This is a genomic window from Streptomyces sodiiphilus (assembly GCF_039529215.1).
Taxonomy (GTDB): Bacteria; Actinomycetota; Actinomycetes; order Streptomycetales; family Streptomycetaceae; genus Streptomyces; species Streptomyces sodiiphilus.
Genome location: NZ_BAAAMJ010000032.1, coordinates 144,664 through 161,870, shown reverse-complemented (window position 1 = coordinate 161,870; position 17,207 = coordinate 144,664). Strand labels below are relative to the sequence as shown.

General features: G+C 69.2%; 21 protein-coding genes and 1 pseudogene. 12 read left to right on the top strand and 10 right to left on the bottom strand.

Features of this window, described 5'->3' with window-relative positions; all coding sequences use genetic code 11:
- Nucleotides 1-5: 5 nt before the first annotated feature.
- On the bottom strand, nucleotides 6-890 hold the full coding sequence (locus tag ABD299_RS16770) for a DNA-processing protein DprA (RefSeq protein ID WP_344263155.1): 885 nt from the start codon (nucleotides 888-890) through the stop codon (nucleotides 6-8).
- A 170-nt stretch (nucleotides 891-1,060) separates the two neighbouring features.
- Nucleotides 1,061-1,657, bottom strand: coding sequence for a TetR/AcrR family transcriptional regulator (locus ABD299_RS16765; protein ID WP_344263154.1), 597 nt, complete (start codon nucleotides 1,655-1,657; stop codon nucleotides 1,061-1,063).
- Between the two features lie 167 nt (nucleotides 1,658-1,824).
- On the opposite strand from ABD299_RS16765, the pseudogene ABD299_RS16760 reads away from it, so the two are divergent.
- The 5 genes and pseudogenes from ABD299_RS16760 to ABD299_RS16740 form a co-directional block, all read left to right on the top strand.
- Nucleotides 1,825-2,500, top strand: a pseudogene (locus tag ABD299_RS16760) (alpha/beta hydrolase family protein); the annotation flags it as partial.
- 221 nt (nucleotides 2,501-2,721) lie between these two features.
- Nucleotides 2,722-2,988 carry a Scr1 family TA system antitoxin-like transcriptional regulator gene (locus tag ABD299_RS16755; RefSeq protein WP_344263152.1) on the top strand — a complete coding sequence of 89 codons (267 nt, stop codon included), beginning with the start codon at nucleotides 2,722-2,724 and terminating at the stop codon, nucleotides 2,986-2,988.
- Nucleotides 2,985-3,209, top strand: a complete 225-nt coding sequence (locus ABD299_RS16750) for a DUF397 domain-containing protein (RefSeq protein ID WP_344263150.1) — start codon at nucleotides 2,985-2,987, stop codon at nucleotides 3,207-3,209. Before ABD299_RS16755 ends, ABD299_RS16750 begins: the two co-directional genes overlap by 4 nt.
- Nucleotides 3,210-3,281: 72 nt before the next feature.
- Nucleotides 3,282-3,461: a DUF397 domain-containing protein gene (locus tag ABD299_RS16745; protein WP_344263278.1), complete on the top strand. Its 180-nt coding sequence runs from the start codon at nucleotides 3,282-3,284 to the stop codon at nucleotides 3,459-3,461.
- A gap of 135 nt (nucleotides 3,462-3,596) precedes the next feature.
- On the top strand, nucleotides 3,597-6,998 hold the full coding sequence (locus tag ABD299_RS16740) for a HelD family protein (RefSeq protein WP_344263148.1): 3,402 nt from the start codon (nucleotides 3,597-3,599) through the stop codon (nucleotides 6,996-6,998).
- A gap of 474 nt (nucleotides 6,999-7,472) precedes the next feature.
- Here the strand turns inward: ABD299_RS16740 and ABD299_RS16735 are convergent, their stop codons facing one another.
- Together ABD299_RS16735 and ABD299_RS16730 are read right to left on the bottom strand one after the other, a co-directional pair.
- A complete protein-coding gene (locus ABD299_RS16735) occupies nucleotides 7,473-7,694 on the bottom strand; it encodes a DUF397 domain-containing protein (RefSeq protein WP_344263146.1) in 222 nt (73 codons plus the stop codon).
- Nucleotides 7,691-8,515: a helix-turn-helix domain-containing protein gene (locus ABD299_RS16730; protein ID WP_344263144.1), complete on the bottom strand. Its 825-nt coding sequence runs from the start codon at nucleotides 8,513-8,515 to the stop codon at nucleotides 7,691-7,693. The genes ABD299_RS16735 and ABD299_RS16730 overlap by 4 nt, the downstream gene beginning before the upstream one ends.
- Before the next feature lie 143 nt (nucleotides 8,516-8,658).
- On the opposite strand from ABD299_RS16730, the gene ABD299_RS16725 reads away from it, so the two are divergent.
- The 7 genes from ABD299_RS16725 (at nucleotide 8,659) to ABD299_RS16695 (ending at nucleotide 12,049) form a co-directional block, all read left to right on the top strand.
- Complete coding sequence (locus tag ABD299_RS16725; RefSeq protein WP_344263142.1) at nucleotides 8,659-8,910, top strand: hypothetical protein; 252 nt, start codon at nucleotides 8,659-8,661, stop codon at nucleotides 8,908-8,910.
- Nucleotides 8,907-9,059, top strand: coding sequence for a hypothetical protein (locus ABD299_RS16720; RefSeq protein WP_344263140.1), 153 nt, complete (start codon nucleotides 8,907-8,909; stop codon nucleotides 9,057-9,059). Before ABD299_RS16725 ends, ABD299_RS16720 begins: the two co-directional genes overlap by 4 nt.
- Nucleotides 9,059-9,331: a DUF7848 domain-containing protein gene (locus ABD299_RS16715; protein ID WP_344263138.1), complete on the top strand. Its 273-nt coding sequence runs from the start codon at nucleotides 9,059-9,061 to the stop codon at nucleotides 9,329-9,331. The genes ABD299_RS16720 and ABD299_RS16715 overlap by 1 nt, the downstream gene beginning before the upstream one ends.
- Entirely contained in the window at nucleotides 9,328-9,771 is a 444-nt protein-coding gene (locus tag ABD299_RS16710; protein ID WP_344263136.1) for a hypothetical protein, read from the top strand. The genes ABD299_RS16715 and ABD299_RS16710 overlap by 4 nt, the downstream gene beginning before the upstream one ends.
- A gap of 93 nt (nucleotides 9,772-9,864) precedes the next feature.
- Nucleotides 9,865-10,986, top strand: a complete 1,122-nt coding sequence (locus ABD299_RS16705; protein ID WP_344263135.1) for a radical SAM protein — start codon at nucleotides 9,865-9,867, stop codon at nucleotides 10,984-10,986.
- Nucleotides 10,983-11,147 carry a hypothetical protein gene (locus ABD299_RS16700; RefSeq protein WP_344263133.1) on the top strand — a complete coding sequence of 55 codons (165 nt, stop codon included), beginning with the start codon at nucleotides 10,983-10,985 and terminating at the stop codon, nucleotides 11,145-11,147. Before ABD299_RS16705 ends, ABD299_RS16700 begins: the two co-directional genes overlap by 4 nt.
- A gap of 95 nt (nucleotides 11,148-11,242) precedes the next feature.
- Nucleotides 11,243-12,049 (top strand): aminoglycoside phosphotransferase, encoded by an 807-nt coding sequence (locus ABD299_RS16695; RefSeq protein ID WP_344263131.1) that lies wholly within the window; start codon nucleotides 11,243-11,245, stop codon nucleotides 12,047-12,049.
- A 63-nt stretch (nucleotides 12,050-12,112) separates the two neighbouring features.
- On the opposite strand, the gene ABD299_RS16690 is transcribed toward ABD299_RS16695, so the two are convergent.
- The 6 genes from ABD299_RS16690 to ABD299_RS16665 form a co-directional block, all read right to left on the bottom strand.
- The gene (locus ABD299_RS16690) at nucleotides 12,113-12,511 is read right to left on the bottom strand and encodes a hypothetical protein (RefSeq protein ID WP_344263130.1); all 399 of its coding nucleotides are present in this window, start codon (nucleotides 12,509-12,511) and stop codon (nucleotides 12,113-12,115) included.
- 109 nt (nucleotides 12,512-12,620) lie between these two features.
- Nucleotides 12,621-14,051, bottom strand: coding sequence for a DUF3987 domain-containing protein (locus ABD299_RS16685; protein WP_344263128.1), 1,431 nt, complete (start codon nucleotides 14,049-14,051; stop codon nucleotides 12,621-12,623).
- Nucleotides 14,048-14,470 carry a hypothetical protein gene (locus tag ABD299_RS16680; protein ID WP_344263126.1) on the bottom strand — a complete coding sequence of 141 codons (423 nt, stop codon included), beginning with the start codon at nucleotides 14,468-14,470 and terminating at the stop codon, nucleotides 14,048-14,050. Before ABD299_RS16680 ends, ABD299_RS16685 begins: the two co-directional genes overlap by 4 nt.
- Nucleotides 14,467-15,381: an Lsr2 family DNA-binding protein gene (locus ABD299_RS16675; RefSeq protein WP_344263125.1), complete on the bottom strand. Its 915-nt coding sequence runs from the start codon at nucleotides 15,379-15,381 to the stop codon at nucleotides 14,467-14,469. The genes ABD299_RS16680 and ABD299_RS16675 overlap by 4 nt, the downstream gene beginning before the upstream one ends.
- Before the next feature lie 430 nt (nucleotides 15,382-15,811).
- On the bottom strand, nucleotides 15,812-16,153 hold the full coding sequence (locus tag ABD299_RS16670) for a phage terminase small subunit (RefSeq protein WP_344263123.1): 342 nt from the start codon (nucleotides 16,151-16,153) through the stop codon (nucleotides 15,812-15,814).
- 148 nt (nucleotides 16,154-16,301) lie between these two features.
- Nucleotides 16,302-17,027, bottom strand: coding sequence for a hypothetical protein (locus ABD299_RS16665; RefSeq protein WP_344263121.1), 726 nt, complete (start codon nucleotides 17,025-17,027; stop codon nucleotides 16,302-16,304).
- Nucleotides 17,028-17,207: the final 180 nt, after the last annotated feature.

Here is a 17,207-nt window from a genome sequence, read left to right as displayed (position 1 = left end):
GTGGGCTAGGCCCAGGTCAGCTCGCCCGCGGCGGGGACGAGAGAACCGAGCTGACGGAAAACGTCGTCCGGACCGTCGATGACGGTGGTATTGGGCCTGCGCGCATACTCCCGGGCCCATTCGTGGGTCATGAGGGAGCGCATGAGAAAGACTCGACGGCCGTGCTCCAGAGCCAGGCGGGCCTGCATACGGGCGCCGCTGCGGTAAGCCGCCTCAACCACGACCGTGGCCAGGCTGTAGCCACTCATCACGGCGTTGCGCATCGGGAACGACGTCTTCGTGGGAGGGGCATCCGGCCAGAACTGGGACATCACCAGGCCGCGCTCCGCGATCTCCTGCTGCAGACGGGCGTTCTGGGCCGGATAGGTCCGGCGAAGCCCTGTCCCGATGACCGCGACGCTCCGGCCGCCTACAGCGAGAGCGGTGCCGTGAGCAGCGGTGTCGATACCTGCGGCAAGGCCACTGACGACGGTGACGCCGCGCTCGGCAAGTCCACCCGCGATGGCACGAGCGTGAGCGATCCCCTCCGGCGTAGGCGTCCGGGTACCGACAACGGCGACCCGCAGATCCTCCTCAAGGGATGTTCCTCGCAGGAACAGGAACGGCGGGCGCTGGTGGACCAATCGCAGATAGAGCGGATAGTCCTTGTCGAGGATGGTCACCAGGCGCATACCCTCGCGTTCCCATGCCGCGATCTCGGCGAGGACCGCCTCAAGGTCCACGTCGGGCCCAGCCTCGAACAGGGCGCCCTGCCCCGAGACGTCGAGCCCGCTCTCCAGAACTTCGCGGGTACTGCCGACACTCTCGATCTGGTCGGTCAGCTCCGGCCAGGAGCGATTGCCTCGCCGCAGCAGTGCGACGACGGCGGCGCGCTCCAGGTCCCTGTCCATGAGGCAAGTATAGGGAGCGCCACCCTCTTCACGAGGGCGTGCGGGCTGGTCCGCAGGGTGGTCCCTGCAGCCCTTGGATTACCGAGAACCCGGCGTGACGCCTTCGGTACACCGACCCGTCTCGGGCCAGAGCATGTCACGGGTGGTGGCCGCGATGTTGCTCGCCGGGGTCAGGACGCGTGGGGCCGGCGAAGTCCCTGGAGGAGGAGGGCGATCAGGCGCCGGGGGTCGTAGCGGGGGTCGTCGTCGCGTCCGCCGCAGAGGTTGCCGATGCCGCGCATCAGCTCGTACGGCTGGACGCCGGGCCTGATGTCACCGGCCTCGGCCGCGGCGTCGAGCAGCTGGGCGCAGACGGGCAGCAGGCGGTCGAGGAAGTGGTCGTGCAGCGCGGCGAAGCGGTCGCTGTCGGACCGCAGGGCGTCGGCGAGTCCGTGCTTGGTGACCAGGAAGTCGACGAAGAGGTCTACCCACTGGCGCAGCGCGTCGAACGGCGAGTCCGCGCGGGCCAGCAGGTCCGGCCCGGCCTCGGCACATGCCTCGATCTGGTGGCGGTAGACAGCGGTGACGAGGTCCGCCCGGGTCGGGAAGTGGCGGTAGATCGTGGCCATTCCGACGCCCGCCCGGGCCGCGATCTGCCGGATCGGCGCGTCGACGCCGGAGGTGACGAAGACCTCGGCGGCGGCGGAGAGCACCGTCTCCCGGTTGCGCAGGGCATCGGCCCGTCTGCTCCGGGACGGCGGCTCCCCCGCCGGGTCGTCGGTGGTCATCGCGCCGCCCCTCCACGCCGATTGGCAAAGCGGAGCAGCGCTCCGGATACTTGCCGGAGCGGCGCTCCGTTTCAGCTTAGCAAGCGGGCCGCGCCCGCCCGTCCTGCCCGCCCGCCGGCCCGCAGGAGACCGGCGGGCCCGCGGGCGCCACCGAAGGGAACCCCATCGTGAGCACATCCACCGCCACCGCCACCGCATGCCTGGACACCCCCATCCCGGTCCTGTCCTACAGCCCCGTCGTCCTCTCCGTGCCCGGACGCCCGGTGGACCTGCAGGTGCGGGTTTCCGCACCCGCGACCGGAACCGGCCTGCCCGTCGTCCTCCTCTCCCACGGCCACGGCCCCTCGAACCACCTCTCCTCGCTCAACGGCTACGCGCCGCTCGCCAACTCCTGGGCCGCACACGGATTCGTCGTCGTCCAGCCCACCCACCTCACCTCCAGGACGCTGAGCCACCTGGTCGCCGACGCCCCTGGCGCGCCCTCCTTCTGGCGCTCCCGCGCCGAGGACATGACGCACATCCTCGACCGGCTCGACGTGATCGAGAACGCCGTGCCGCAGCTCGCCGGACGGATCGACCGCACCAAAGCCGGCCTCGCCGGACACTCGCTCGGGGGCTTCACCGCCGCCCTCCTCCTGGGGGCCGGGCTCGCCGACCCCGACACCGGGCACGTGGTGCACCTGGCCGAGCCCCGGATCAGGGCCGGCGTGCTGCCACTTCTCCACCATGACCACGCCCGCGCTGGTCGTCACCGGCGACAAGGACGACCCGCGGCACTTCACCGACATGGGTCCGGCCTGGCACGCCGACCCCTACACCCTCGCCCCCGGCCCCGAGGACCTGCGACGCGGGACACAGACGCACAAGGAACCACGAGCTCGTACCGGACTCCGGGGCCCGGTTCTCTTGCCCCCCCACCATGGCGAGACGTCTCGCCCTCAAAGCCTGCGGCGTGACCGACTGCCGTTCCTCCACTCCCATCTCAGGACCGAGAGACTCTTCGGCCCTGCGCGTGCCACTCGTAGTGAGATAGGTGGCAGTATCTTTCGCTTCGGCTGCCCTCCGTGGCAGTCCATTCCCTCGGTGCATCGTCGTGTCCGGCGGAGTCACAGGCGCCGGAGTCCAGCATCGACGGCGCCTTTCGCCTGCTGCACTTCCCCGCGGGCCCTCCTGTTGCCGTCGTGGAGCCGATGACAACCTCCCTGCATCTGGAGGAAGATAGGCATCTCGCACGGTACGAAACCAGCTTCAACCACCTCAGGAGCGAAGCGCTCAACGTGCGAGCGTCCCGCGATCACATTCACACCGTCATCAAGGAGCGCTACTCGTGATCAGAGAGCTGGACCTCACCAATGCCGCGTGGGTCAAGAGCGACCTCAGCAACGGCAGCCAGAACTGCCTGGAAGTCGCCTTCGTCGACGGAGTAGTCGCGCTGCGCGATTCGAAGGACGTAGGCGACCCGGCCGCCCAGACCCTCATCCTTTCCGAGGACGACTACCGCGCCTTCACCAGCGGCATACACGACGGACAGCGCAACCTTCTGCTCCCGTGAACCAATGAGCTCCTACGCGCCCCCTCGCTGGCGTAGAAGCGCTTCGTCACGCTCACATCGGCGACAAGGAAGCTGAGGGAAAGACAGGACCTGTACGCCATCAACCCGAACGAGCTGAGCCGGCAGAAGGGCAGCCTCACGGCCAACTCCGGTGAGTGGTCCGAGCTCGCGCCGTTGCCCGGAGGTGGCGTAGCGGTCCGGGATTCGAAGAACCCGGACCGACCGCACCTGTGCTTCACCTCCGCGCAGTGAGCGGCCTCCAAGGGCGGTATAGAACCGGCTTGCTGACGGGTCGTCAGTGACAGCGTTCTCTGATAGGTCTGAGGCGGGTGCCCGGTGGGAGCCGGGCACCGGCATCCTCTGGGTGCTTCCAGGGAGGGGACGGACATGGGCACCACCACGCGCGACGACATCATCGCCCTCGAACAGAAGGCGGTGCACCGCGCCTACGACTGCTACGAGGCGCGGCTGGCCGAGATGACCGGGGTGTCGGCCGCCACCGCGTCCGCCAGCGGCAAGGACAGCTACGCGAACCGGGTCGAGACCGAGAAACGGGCCGCGGCCTACGACGGACTCGGCGGCGCCTCGCTGGTCGTCAGCCGCGTCGACGTCCAGGACGAGCCCGGTGGCGCACCCGAGACCTGGTACGTCGGCCGGCGCGGCGTCCGCGACCCGGAGACCGGCGACCCGGTGGTCGTGCTGTGGACCAGCCCGGCCGCCAGGAAGTGGGCCGAGGCGCTGCCCTCGGAGCCCGGCGAGGTGCTTCTGCGCCGGCAACTGCGCTGCTCGCAGCGCATCGTCGAGGACTACTACGACGAGATCGCCGCCGCCCTCACCGTGCCGGCGCCCCGGGAGCCGGCGGACGACGCGGGGCGGGACGTCCCGGCCGGTCCGCCCGCCACCGCGACCCGGGAGCCGGAGGCGCCCGCACTGCCCGCCGCCACTCCGGGAGACGTCGCCCGGCGCGCGCGGCGCAGGCCCGCGCAGCCCGACGACTTCCTCCTGCGCGAGCTGCAGCGCTCCCGGCACGGCGGCATGCGGGACATCGTCGAGACCATCCGCCGCGACCAGATGGCACTGGTCACCGGCTCGCCCTCGGACGTCCTGATCGTGCAGGGCGGGCCGGGCACCGGCAAGTCCGCGGTCGGCCTGCACCGGGTGACCTGGCTCATCCACAACGAGCACGTCAAGGCCCAGGACGTGCTGGTCATCGGCCCGCACCGGGCGTTCCTCGACCACGTCGGGCAGGTGCTGCCCACGCTCGGCGTCCGCGACGTCAACGCCGTGCAGCTGAGCCGACTGTGGGACGGCCAGGGCGCGGGCGAGGACACCCCGCGGGCCCGACTGGTGAAGTCCGACGAGCGCATGGCCGCCGTGCTGCGGCGGCGCGTGGAGAGCGAGTGCCGGCCCGAGGCCGTGGACGAGCTCACCGCGGCACCGTCCTTCGAGGGCGACGAGCCCGCCTTCACCGTCACCGCGGGGAGCACCACGCTGCGCGTCCCGCGCCCGTCGCTCCTCGCCCTCGTCGAGGAGGCCCGGCAGGGCGACGGCGCCTACCGCGAGCGCCGGGACCGCTTCCGCACCTTGCTGGTGGACCGCCTCCTGCGGGAGCTCGTCGCCGTCGCGCCGCGCCGCGGCCAGGACACCGCCATCCGACGCGACCTGGAGCGCAACCGCCGGGTCGAGCGCCTCGTCGAGCGGGTCTGGCCCTCTCCCGGCGCCAGGGAGTGCCTGCGCACCCTGTACGACTCGCCCGCCCTGCTGCGGACCTGCGCCGACAGCCTCCTCGACGAGGAGGAGCAGGCCGCCCTGCACCGCCCCCGGGCCGCCACCGCCGCCGACGACCCGTGGACCGTGGACGACCGGGTCTGCCTGGAGGAGCTGCGCCACCTCATCTCCGGGGAGGCCCCCCGGCGCTACGGCCACATCGTCATCGACGAGGCGCAGGACCTGACGCCCATGCAGGCCCGCTCCCTGCGCCGCCGCTGTGCGGTGAACGGCTCGATGACCGTCCTCGGTGATCTCGCGCAGGCCACCGGCCCGCACACCTACACCGACTGGAACCGTCTGGGCGCCCTGCTGTCCGACCACGGCGACTGGCGGCCCGAGGAGCTGGACACCAGCTACCGGGTGCCCAAAGAGATCATGGATTTCGTCGCCCCGCTGGCCCGCGAGGTCGCCCCCGGCACGCCGTATCCGCGGGCGGTGCGCGAGGCCGGGGAGAACGCCGTCGAGGTGGTGGCGACCGAGCCCTGGAAGCTGCTGGACGACGTCGTCGCCCACGTCACCCGCCTCGTCGGCACCAGTGACGGCAGAACGCTGCGGTCGGTGGCCGTGATCGTCCCCGACGACTCCGACTGGCTCGGCGAGATCACCCGCCGCCTGGACGAGGCCGAGGGCATCAGCGCCGCGGAGCGCGAGGCGGTGACGGTGCCACCCGCCGCCCGGGCCAAGGGCATGGAGTACGACCACGTGCTCGTCGTGGAGCCCGCCACCATCGCCGGCCGCGGACCGGCCGGGCTGCGCCAGCTGTATGTCGCCCTGACCCGCAGCACCCAGAGCCTGACCGTCCTGCACACCGCCCCGCTGCCCGCGGCCCTCACCGGCACCGGCACGGGCGGGGACGCCGCGGGCGGCCCGCCGCCGACGGCCGCTCCGCAGGAGGCGACGGGCGGGCTGCCGGAGATCGGCTCGGACATCCGGGTCCGGGTGGTCGGCCACACCACCGGCGGGAACTTCAAGGTCGAGGCCCTCTCGCCGCCCACCGGCCGCCCACTGCTCATGGCCGTGCGGCACGGCTCCGCGCCCCCACAGGCGGGGGCCGAACTGGACGCCTGGGTGCTCCGGCACGCCTCCCAGGTCAGCTTCGTCACCACCGACCAGCGGGGCCGCTCGCCCATCTCGCCCAAGATGGCCGTCCGTTACGCCGCCGCGCTCGGCACCCTCGGCGAACTGGCCGACGGGCGCGTCCCGGAGGATGCCCGGGCCCGACTGGCCGAGCTCAAGGGCATGGCGAACCGCTGCCTGCGCCTGGACCAGCACGACTGGCTGGACGTGTGGCGGGTGCTCGGCTCCCCGGACCGGGCCGCCCTGACCCTGCTGCGGGACCTCGCCGTGACCACCGGCCGCGCGCTCGCCTCCGGCACCCCCGCCCCGGACCTGATCCGGAGGGACCTGGAGCGCAGCGGGTGGGCCCACGCACTGGAGGAGGCCCGGCAGACCCTGGAGCGGCGCCTGACGTCCGCCGGCCCCCCGGAGGCGGAGCACGACGACCAGACCCCCGCAGACCAGCTACCGCCCGAGCCGAAGGAAACCGACGCCGTGCCCGACACCGCAGCCGAGCCCGCCGACCCGCAGACCGCACCGGACGACGGCGGCCTGCGCCGGGCCCTGGAGGACTCGGCGGCCGCCGACCGCGTCTGCAAGACCCACGAGGCCGTCCGGCTCGAACTGAAGGCGGCCCTGCTGCGGGCGGACCTGGAGCCGGACGACTCACCGGCCGTGGATGTCAGCTGCGTCACGAGCCGCGGCCACCACCTCTACGAGGTTCTCGGCGCCGGTCTGGCCTCCCACGCCGACCTCCGCTCGGGGGCGGCCCGCCTGAGGGAGATCAACCACACCCTGGCCGCCCCGGCCGACGGTCTCTTCCTGGTGCTCTCCCAGCCGCCCGCCGAGGAGTGGTCCGCGGACGCGATTCAGCGGGTCCTCGGTGTCAAGGTCCTGTGGCGCACCGACAACGGCTGGGAGGGAGAAGGTGTGCGGACGGCGCTGGGCGGCGGGCCCGAGTAGTCCGGCGTGCGCCCGTCCCGGCCGACCGGGGCGGGCGCACGGACGGGCATCCCCGGAGCCTCCCGGTACGAGGGGCGATCGCCGGCCGGTGTTCCGGGCCGGGGCGGCCCTCGTGGCGGCTGCCCGGGAGAGCCGGGGGCGTGCTGTGACGGAATTCACCGCGGGTGCGCCGTCCGCCCGGCGCGAACAGCGTGGTGCGTGCACACAGCCATGGGCGCACAACAAGGAAGCCCCGCTCCGGATTTCTCCGGAGCGGGGGCCCTGTTCTTCTCACCGAGCAGTTCCGCGAACCGCTCGCTGTGCGCGAGGGGGGAGTTGAACTCTCCTCGCGCACTCTCGGCTTTCGGGCCGCTGACCTGCGCAAACACCCACTCGGCGGCCACCCGGGGCGGTACCGGTTTGCCGCCTGTTACCTGGTCTTTTGCGGGTAGTCCCGACCGCTGTTGGTCATGCGTTGGTCACGTGGTCCACGGCTCAGACGGCGCCCAGCTCGCCGTTCTTCACCGCAGTGACGAACCCGGCCCAGCCTGCGGGCGAGACGCGGAGACCGGCCCGCTGGGGGGCCTTGCTGTCGCGGACGGGAACGACGCCATGCGCCGCAGCGTGCGCGGGCGCCCACTCGATGCACTGTCCGCCGTCGCCACTGCTGTAAGTGGACTTGACCCACACCATCGGCGTGCCCTCTATGTTGCTCATCGTGCGTACTCCTTGATCGCCTCACGCAGCGCGCGGAGGGACTTCTCCGGGGACAGTGCATCAGCGCGCAGACGCTCGAACCGGTCGGTGCCGGTCCGGACGACGGACGCTGAGTCGATCACGCGACCCAACCCCTGAGCCTCCGAGTGGAGGACCGGCGCCCCGTCGTCGTCACCGAACGTCAGAAGCGTAAAGGCTTCGGCAGCCGGAGGTGCACCCGAGTCGTAGGGCAGCACTTGGACCGTGACGTTCGGTCCCTGCGCCTCGGCCAGCAAGTGTTCCATCTGCTGGCGCATCACCGCGCGCCCGCCGACTTCCCGGCGCAGACAGGACTCATCCAGGATGATCCACAGGACGGGCGGGTCTGGACGCTCCAGGACGGTTCGGCGCTGGAGTCGGAGAGCTACCTTCTCCTTGATCACGTGATCGGTGTCCCGGGGGTGGGCGGCCCGGAAGAGAGCTTCGGCGTACTCCGGTGTCTGCAAGATGCCCATGACCAGGAACGGGGAGAAGTCGAGAATCTGTTCCGCCTTCTCCTCCAGGCGGAGATAGGGCACGAACCATTCCGGGTGTCCGTGCTGCGAGACCCTGACCAGCAGCCGCGCGAAGTACCCCGAGGTGTTGAAGAAGCGGTCACAGCCTGCCGCGAACGCGGGTGAGGGCAGCGCCTTGCCGTTCTTCACCTTGGACACGTACGGCTCCTTGTAGCCGGTGAAGTCGGCTAGTTCCCGCTGGGTGGCCCCATGGTGTGCCAGGGCCGCCGCTAGCTCCTGCCCGAACCACTCCAGCCCGTTCGCGGGCTCGGGTGACAGCTCGCTCATGCGTTCAACCCCCTTGCTTTCCAAATGGTTTGGAAACCTCTTACCCCTGTTGAGAGTACGCCGCAGCCGTGATGGTGGGGGTACACAACGTAAGTACCCGCCCCACAAGAGGGACGAACAAGACGGCGTACGGAGTGGCGAGCATGACGACGGCAGCGAAGGGCCAGCAGTCGGCAGACGACGAGATCGAGGACGCCGAGGCGGTCTGTGACGAACTGGAAGACGTGCTGACGGTCCTTGGCATCAAGCTTCCGTCGCTCTGCGTGGACATCGGTCCCAGTGCGCCGTTCGTTGCCTGTCCTCCCTTGGTCGAGCTGGGCCGTTGCAACGTGGAGACGGCCCGCGCCCTGGCGGCGGCTCTCCGGGGCAGTGCGGCTGTGGAGGTGACACGGTGACCGAACAGCCCCACGCGCCCGCCACGGAGCACGACGACACCGAGACAGCGGCCGACGACGCGATCCCCACCCTTGCGGAGCTGAACGCGCAACGTGAAGCGCTGAGCGCTCGCATCACGGACCACTTCAACCAGTTGCGGGGGCAGTGATGCGGGAGGTGTACGGGGTCCGCCGGTTCGTCATGGAGGCGGACGTGGAGCCGGACGCGGAGCCTTCCACGGTGGCGATGCAGTGCGCCGTGTGCGGGGAGTCCAGCCCGGCCGTGGAGCTGCCCCGGCAGCACGCGCCCGGCTCGCGGGAGGTGGCGCGGCGGTCAGCGGCTGGGTGGGTGCGCCAGCACCGGGACAGCAACCGGGAGCACTTCACCTACCGCCTTGTGGAGACCCACCCCTACCGGCTGATTCCCGGGGGTTGGCTGTGACGACGGTCCATGACGGCTACTGGTGCGAGACGGTGGCCCGCAGCCCGGAGGCCGAGGGGGAATGGATACTCGGCGGCTACCGGGCCAGCACGCCCCGTCTGGCCCTGCGATGGATGCGAAGGCAGGCGCGCCGCCTGTCGGATGCCCTGGACCCGCTTCCGGACCGTGGCCCGTTCCCGCCGGGAAGTCTCCGGCAGGTCGGGCCGCACGGGCCGAACCCGGGGCGGATCTTCCGTGAGTGGGCGGCCGATCTCCGGTTTCAGGAGGTGCAGTTGGCCGCCCTGGTGACCGGTCGGCACATCAGCGTCAACGCGGGCGGCCCGGACCGCGTATGGGGGCGGTGTGACGCAGATGTCTATTACTCCCTGTCATGCCGGCCGATCGCTCTCGATTTCCTGACCGACTGGAGATTAGTAGCACCGCAGTACGCGCACGCCTGACAGACTCCCGCCCCCTGCCGGGGAGGAAACCGCACATCTCCCACGGCACGGCCCCCAGCAGGGGGCGGGTCCAACTGGTCCAGCGGAGGACACATGCACCAGGTGATCGCCAGCCCGCAGCACGACAGGTTCGTCATCGTGCGGCCCGGCTCCCGCAAAGGGATGCAGATCCCCAGCACCATGTACCGCGACCTTGCGGAAGCGGTTCAGAACGGTACGCCGGTTCCTGACTGGCTCGCTGATGCCGCCCGCACGGCATGGGGCGTTGACATCTCCGGCGAGCCCAGCAAGGGAACGGCCCTCGTGCGCCCGGTCACCCGGCTCAACTACAGCCGCGCCACCTGGGAAATCAACAAGGGCTGCAACTTCAACTGCGAACACTGCTACTTGGCGGAGCGGAAGTTCGAAGGGCTTCCCCGCGACGAAAAATCCCGCCTGCTCGAAATGCTTCGGGACGCGGGCGTTCTCTGGCTTCAGTTCACGGGCGGGGAGCCGACCATTGACCGGGACTTCCGGGACGCCTACCGGGAAGCCTACGGAATGGGGATGATGATCGAGATTCTGACCAACGGATCTCGACTTCACCAGACGGAAACCGTTGAACTGCTCTCGGCGATGCCGCCGCACAAGGTAACCGTCTCGCTCTACGGTGCGTCTCCGGAAAGTTTCGACTCCCTGACGCGAAAACCGGGAGCGTTCAAGCTTCTCTCGAAAGGGCTCAAGGCGGCGAAGGAAGCCGGGGTTTCACTTGAGCTTGCCCTGATTATCACGAAACACAACGCGCACGAAATCGAAGCAATGCGCGCCATCGCGGAGGAGTACGCCACCACGTACAGCGAGTACGGGAATATTTCACCGACGTACGACGGCAACCCGGAGCCATTGGCCGCGCAAGCGCCGGGCTTCCTGAACAAGTCCACCGTGTTCAAGGGATGTCCGGCCGGGCACACCTTCTTTCACGTGGACCCGCATGGCTTCGTCACCATGTGCAAAGTCGGCCGGGAAAACCCCATCAACCTGATGGTTGAAGGGCTTCCGGGCCTCCTGCGTCTGCCGGGAATCGCAGATGCCCAAATGCTTCGCTCCGGTGGCTGTGGCGGGTGCAAGCTCTCGGCTACCTGCCGAGTTTGCCGACCACTCGCCAAGGCTTACCAGGAAGCGAAGGCACCACTGGAAACATATTGCCAGCACGGAAATGGAGGAAAAGCCGCATGACCGCAGTAGCCGTAGAGATCACGCCCCGCCCCGTGGCGGCGGAGCCGGAGCCGCTTCGTCCGGTGAGCCCCGAGCCTGCCGGACTCGTCATCGTGGATGATGTCGAGACGCTGGCCGAAGGCACGGCAGCCGCCTGCAACGACGACAATCCGTACCGGTAAGCGCCCGGCGCCCCGGTCGCGTGTCCCGCGTGGGCTCCACGGCGTTCACTCGTCGTGGGGTCCGCGCGGCCCGTCGTGTGAGAGTGTGAGGAACCATGCCGACGACTCGTATCGCCTTCCAAGAGCTGCCACCCGCAGTGATCGCCGCCGTTGAAAAGCACACCGGCCCGATCCTCAAAGCTGAGCCCGCAAGCGAAGGGTTTAATAGTGAGGTCGCAGCACGGGTGTTCACAGAGAACGACGGCTATTTCGTCAAGGGAATGCGATCCGAACATAGGCGTATCTGGACACAGCGACGGGAAGCCGAAGTCAACCCGTTCCTTACGGACCTCGCGCCTGAACTTCTCTGGCACGCGGAAGAGGCCGGGTGGAACGTTCTGGGATTCGAACTCCTGGAAGGCCGCCACGCCGACTACTCGCCCGGCTCCCCGGATCTGCCAAAGGTCGCCGAATTGCTGCACCACCTGGGCGAAACACCTTGCCCCGAGATTGAATTGCGGCACGCAGAGCAGCGCCTGGAAAGCTATGCGGCGACACCAGCCGATCTGGATTTCTTCGCAGGTAACGCCCTGCTACACACCGACCTGAACAACGCCAATGTACTCGTTGACGACTCCGCACACCTTGTTGACTGGGCATGGGCGACGCGTGGAGCCCCGTGGCTGGACGCCGGATACTGGGTCATCTGGTTGATGGCGGCCGGAGGCCACACACCGGAATCAGCGGAACAATGGGCGAACCGTGTTCCGGCATGGCGCGCAGCGCCATCCGCAGGCGTAACGGCATTCGCCGTTGCCAACGCGGCCATGTGGCAGGAAATCGGCGGAGATGCCCCGGACTCATGGACGGTTCGCCTGGTCACCGCTTCGCGTGACTGGGCCAGATATCGCAACTCCCTTTAAGCGTGTTCCTCATCCAGGGACGCGTCTTTCACTGACAAACGAAAAAGGACCCCGGCGGGTGCGCTAACACCCCCGGGGCATGGCCAACAGATAGGACCTGTTGACGTGCGTCACTCTATCGCGCGCGCCCTCGTGGCGTGCCTCCGGACTGTTCTCGCGCTGCTGCTGCCCGCCACGGGCCAGCGACGCCGGACCACCGAGCACCCTCCGCCCCTGCACACCGTGAACCGTGAGCGGCAGGAAGGGCGACGTCCCGCGAACGAGCAACCCCGGAGCCCTTACGCTGCGCCCTGTGCGGCGGATGAGCCGTTGAACGGTGAAGACGTCGGACTCATCCGCCCCTACGTGCTCCGCTTCGAGGAACACCGTAGGCAGCTTGAGGAACAGCGGCTTCAGCTTCAGCGACGCGCGGCCCTGCTGCTTGCGCTCGACGGGATCGACATCGGTCCGGAACGCATTCACGGAGTGTGGGTTCCCATGGCGGAAGCGGGGTAGAGCTGCACCGGCCAGCACCCCGAACCAACGAACGCCCCCGCGATTGGCGGGGGCGTTTCTTGGTTCCTGTGGCTGGTCAGAGCAGAGCACGGAACGGGTTGTCGGCCGGGAGTGGCTTGGCGGCTGCCGGAGTGGTCTTGGCGTGCTGCTGGGGGACGACCGTCTTCGGGGCCGGTCGGGCAGCCGGTGTCGTGGCGGTTTTCGGTTCCGGGGTGGGGGCCGGGCGGTAGGAGTCCATCCGCACGACGGTTCCCCGGTTCTGTCCACGCTCCGCTTCCGCCGGCCTGGGCGTGGGAACGGTCCGGTTCGACTCGGGGTGAACAGTGGTGTTCTCGCGGAGGGTGAAGACGACGGCCGGGCGCCCGACGCCGTTCCGTTCCTGGGTGACGACGATTCCGGGGAGTGCCTTGACCTGTGCGGCGGTGGCGTTGACGTACGGGAGTACCTGGGAGGAGGTGGCCCGGCCGCCGTGCAGCTCGATCCGGGCGCGCACCTTGTCGGCCAGGGTGAGGACCGGGCGCGCTGCCTTGGCGCTGTCCGGGGTGGTCCCGGTGAGGTTCACGGCGCTGGCGACGCTGCGGCGCACCAGGGAGAAGGCGGCCGACAGCATCTCTTCCGTGATCTCCTCCGAGCACTCCGACGCGGCCAGGCACGCGGCAACTCGTAGGGTCTGTTCGGCCGTTCGCTCCACATAAACAGCCTGGCTCTCTGGCAGAGACTCAGCGATGATCCGGGCGTAGCGGCGGATGATCCGCCACAGGGGCCGGGCGTCATCGGTCAGGGTGAGGGTCCGGGGCCGGAGGGTCGCCCATCCGTAGGCGTCGGACAGTTCTGCGCCGTTGATGGTGGGCAGGCTCACCCGGTCATCGTCCAGCATGGGCACCGCCCCGAGCGTGAACGGCATGATCCGGTTGTAGCTGCCCCCGGCCGCCTCTACTGCGCCGATGTACCGCGTCCAGTCGGACGGCGTGATGTGGGTGTGCAGCACCATCGCGGGATCTTCCACGCACTGTGCGTCTTCCTTGGTGGTGTTGCGGATTGGTGCCCCGTCCCAGGCGGCACGCAGCTTGGCCGTGAACGAGGGATCGCGCCGTACCCGGCGGAGCACTTCCGACCACTCTTCCTCGATGACCAGGGCACGCACGTCCCGCCCGGCCTCCATCTCTGCTGTGGCTTCCGCTTGTTCGGCCAGGTGGTTGACCAGGGACGCGCCGGAGGTGATCCCGGACGTGGTGTGCGTGTCCAGGAAGCGGCCCAGCGCCGGGCGGGTGATGTGCTGAGCGGCCCGCAGTGCCGTTCCCTTGCCCCTGCCCGTTCCGGCCGCCAAGCAGCTCCACAGCAGCGCGGGACGGGCGTTGCCCCGGGAAGATACCCGTACCGTTCCGCCAATCGCGGCAGACCACAGGGTGAGGGCGGCAACGTAGATGCCCAGCGGGTCAGTCTCGACATACGGCGCCACCTTCCGCACCGCGCGACCGATCGGACCGTAGAAGACTGGGGTGCTCATGCTGCGCTCACTTCCAGGGGAGTTGATTGGTTGGCTGACAGGTGGTGCGCCACGCTGACCGGGCGCCACCGGCCGCCGTCCTTGACCAGGGCGGCGGGATCGTTCCAATGAGGCAGGGCAAGCGGGAGCGTTTCCCCTCCGTCTGCGGGGACCACAGCGGCCCGGGTACGGCCGTCCTTGGCTTCCCCTACCTCCGCCGCACGCTTGGCTGACCGGACGGTGAGGTCATCGCGGGTGACCACTCCGGTTCGCTGCTGGCCGGTCGGGGCCGTCCAGCTCACCCAGCTACCGGGGCCGTACGCGCGCTTGCTGGGCTTGCTCTCGGCCCCGTAGCGCTTGGCCGCACGCCATGCCGCCGTGTCGGTGGGCCGGGGGTGACGGCCGCACTGGGCGGCCGTCACCGTGGGCGCGGCACTCACGCCGCTTGCGCTTTTCCCTCCGCCCCCGACTGCTGGGACAGGTCGTAGGCGTGGCGGACGTTCATGGGAATGCGGCCCCGGTCCGGCACGGTGAACCCGTGCGCCCGTGCCCAGCGGCGAACGGCCCGGTTCCGCTCCCGCTCACTCATGCCTTCCCGGTCCTGCTTGACCGGTTCCGGCAACGGGTCGCTACCGGTGAGCTTCCCGGCGCACACGGCATCGGCGAACGCGCCCGGCCGGGTGGCGTCCAGACAGGGAAGGTTCCGTTCCCGTGCGTCCCGTAGCTTGGTCGCGTTCCGCTCCGCACCCGTGCCACAGATGATCAACACTGTGGAGTCGTCCGCCCGGCCGACCACTTCATAGCCCAGGTTGCGCACGGCGTCCCGCGCGTCCTGCCACGAGTAGCCCGGAACCTCCCCGCAGACCATGACCGACTCAACCGGCCCCGACGCGGCCGGAGTCTCCTCCGGGGCCGACTCCTCCGCCGTGTCGTCCGCCGTGTCCGTGGCGTCCTCCGTGTCGGTGTGGGCAGGCTCCGCCGCTTCCTCCGGCTGCTGCTCAGCGTCCCCGGCAACGGCCGTAGGCGCCGCTGTGGCGGCTTCCTCCGGCCCGTCCGGGGCCGACCCTTCCCCCGGCACTCCAAGCGCGTCCAGCAGGTACCGGCCGAACGTGACGCTGTGCTCAAGACAGAGATCCCACGTGTGGCGTCCCAGCGTCAGCGTCTCGGCCGCTTCTTCCTCGCTCCCGTCACGCGCTATATGGGCGTCACAGAGCATCTTCTCAACGGGCACGAGAACCGTTTTACGCATCGCTGGGCTTCCTTTGCATCGGTCCGGCTGGTGAATCCGCCCGGGGAGCGTCCCGCTACACCCGGCCGTCCCGCCATCGAGGGGCGGAGCGGAATTCATCATGCCCAAGAATCCGAGAAATGCAAGAGGGAATCTTTGTGGCGCGCTTCACCACCGACCCTACCAGAGAAACCGCATGTCAGGGCACAGGTGAGCCCGTTTCTAGACCCTGGGGTAATACCTGTGACCAGCCAATAGGGACCCACCGGGGGTGCCTTCCTTCCACCGTGTACGCCTTTCAAATCCCCAAGCACCAAACAAAGGGACAGGAATGCGATTCACTCCTCTTCTCTGCACGGATAGCAGACCTCGGGAACGTGCTTCATGTCGTTATCCCAGGGTCGTTCTTTGCCGGTGAGCTGCCAGGCCGTGTGAATGGCGAACTCCAATACGCATTCTGAGCACCGTTCCTCGTGATCCCAGGGGCATTCGCGGCCCGGGCGATGGGTGCCGTCATGAACGGCAGCGGCCCCGGCCTTGGCCGCCCGGCGGCTCACTCCTCCCCCTCGAAGGCCCAGCCAAGACGCTTCATGCCGTCAGCCGTCAGGCCCAGAGCCCCGGCAAGCTGCCGGTACTCGGTCAGGTGGTCCCGGTTGGCCGTGCCATCCAGGATCTTGCCGTAGTACGTCAGCATGACCGCCACGGTCGGCACGTACGACTCATCCCAGCGGGCCGCCTGGGGCGACTCCCACCACTGGCGCCACTGCTCCCGCTCCTCCGGCGTCCACTCCCGGGAAGCGGGCAGCTCCGGCACGGGCAACCCGTGATCATTGGGCAGCACGTCCACCCCCCGGTAACGAGAGTGCGGAGAGTTCGGGTTACGCAGTCTGGGCACGTGATGACCTCCAAAGGTGGCAGGGGCGTAGACGCAGAGCGTGGCCGCCGGCCTCACGGTGGGAGAACCGGAGCGCACGAACGGAAACGGCCCCGCGGCCGGCAAGCCGCGGGGCTCGTGAGGACAGGAAAACCGTCGAAGCAACCAATCAACGCGGAACGGGTACGTCCTCGCGGTCGAACCGAACGAAGCCGTCCAGGGCAAGGAAGTTGGCGTATGGAGTGATCAGGCCCAGGGCCTTCGCGGAACGCTCGGTGATCCGGCCGTCTTCCGTGGCCTCCCACCGGTCCAGGTCATCACCCAACGCGCTGAGTGTGCCCCGGCCGTCCCGGACATGCCGGGAACCAGCCGTCACCGCCCACGTGAAGCGCTCCGTGCTGGCGCGCATCCGCGCCCGCGCGGCCTCAGCCTTCCCCAGAGCAGCCCGGTACTCCTTCTGCGCCTTGTTGCAGCCCTCCACAGCCTGCGAGGCCAGCGCGGGCAACTCCTCCTCAACAGCGGCGGCCAGCGCCTCCTCCGCCTGGTCCCACAGCTTCCGCAGAGCCGGAACCATCCGTTCGTACTCCGCCACCCGCGCCCGGACCGGCGCCATGAACCCATCCCGGTCCGGCAGCGGCTTCCCCTCCGCCAGCGCCTTCGCCTCCAGCTCCCGCAACTCCCGGTCCGCCGCCGCCAGGGCGGGCACAACCCATTGCGGGGGCGCGTGGTGATCGTGCGGGCCCTTGGTGTCGCGTCGCCGACAGTCGGCGTTCTCCGCCCCGTACTTCCGGAACCGCTCCCGGGCCTCATTCCGCTTGCGGAACAACTCAACCAGAGTGTCCGACAGCTCGAAATGAGCGAGATCAACATTCATGAACTTCAAGTCATCTGCCACGAATCAAATATTCCTCTCGTTTATCTGTCAGTTCCGGCCCATCAGAAGGTCATCGAGGTGACCGGCCTTACGGGCGGCGTTGATCTGCCCTCGTGTCATGCGGGCAAGGTCTTCCCGCGTGTACTGCACTGGGCGGACATCCCGAATCGCCTTTATAATCTCGTCTCGGAGCATCCCCCG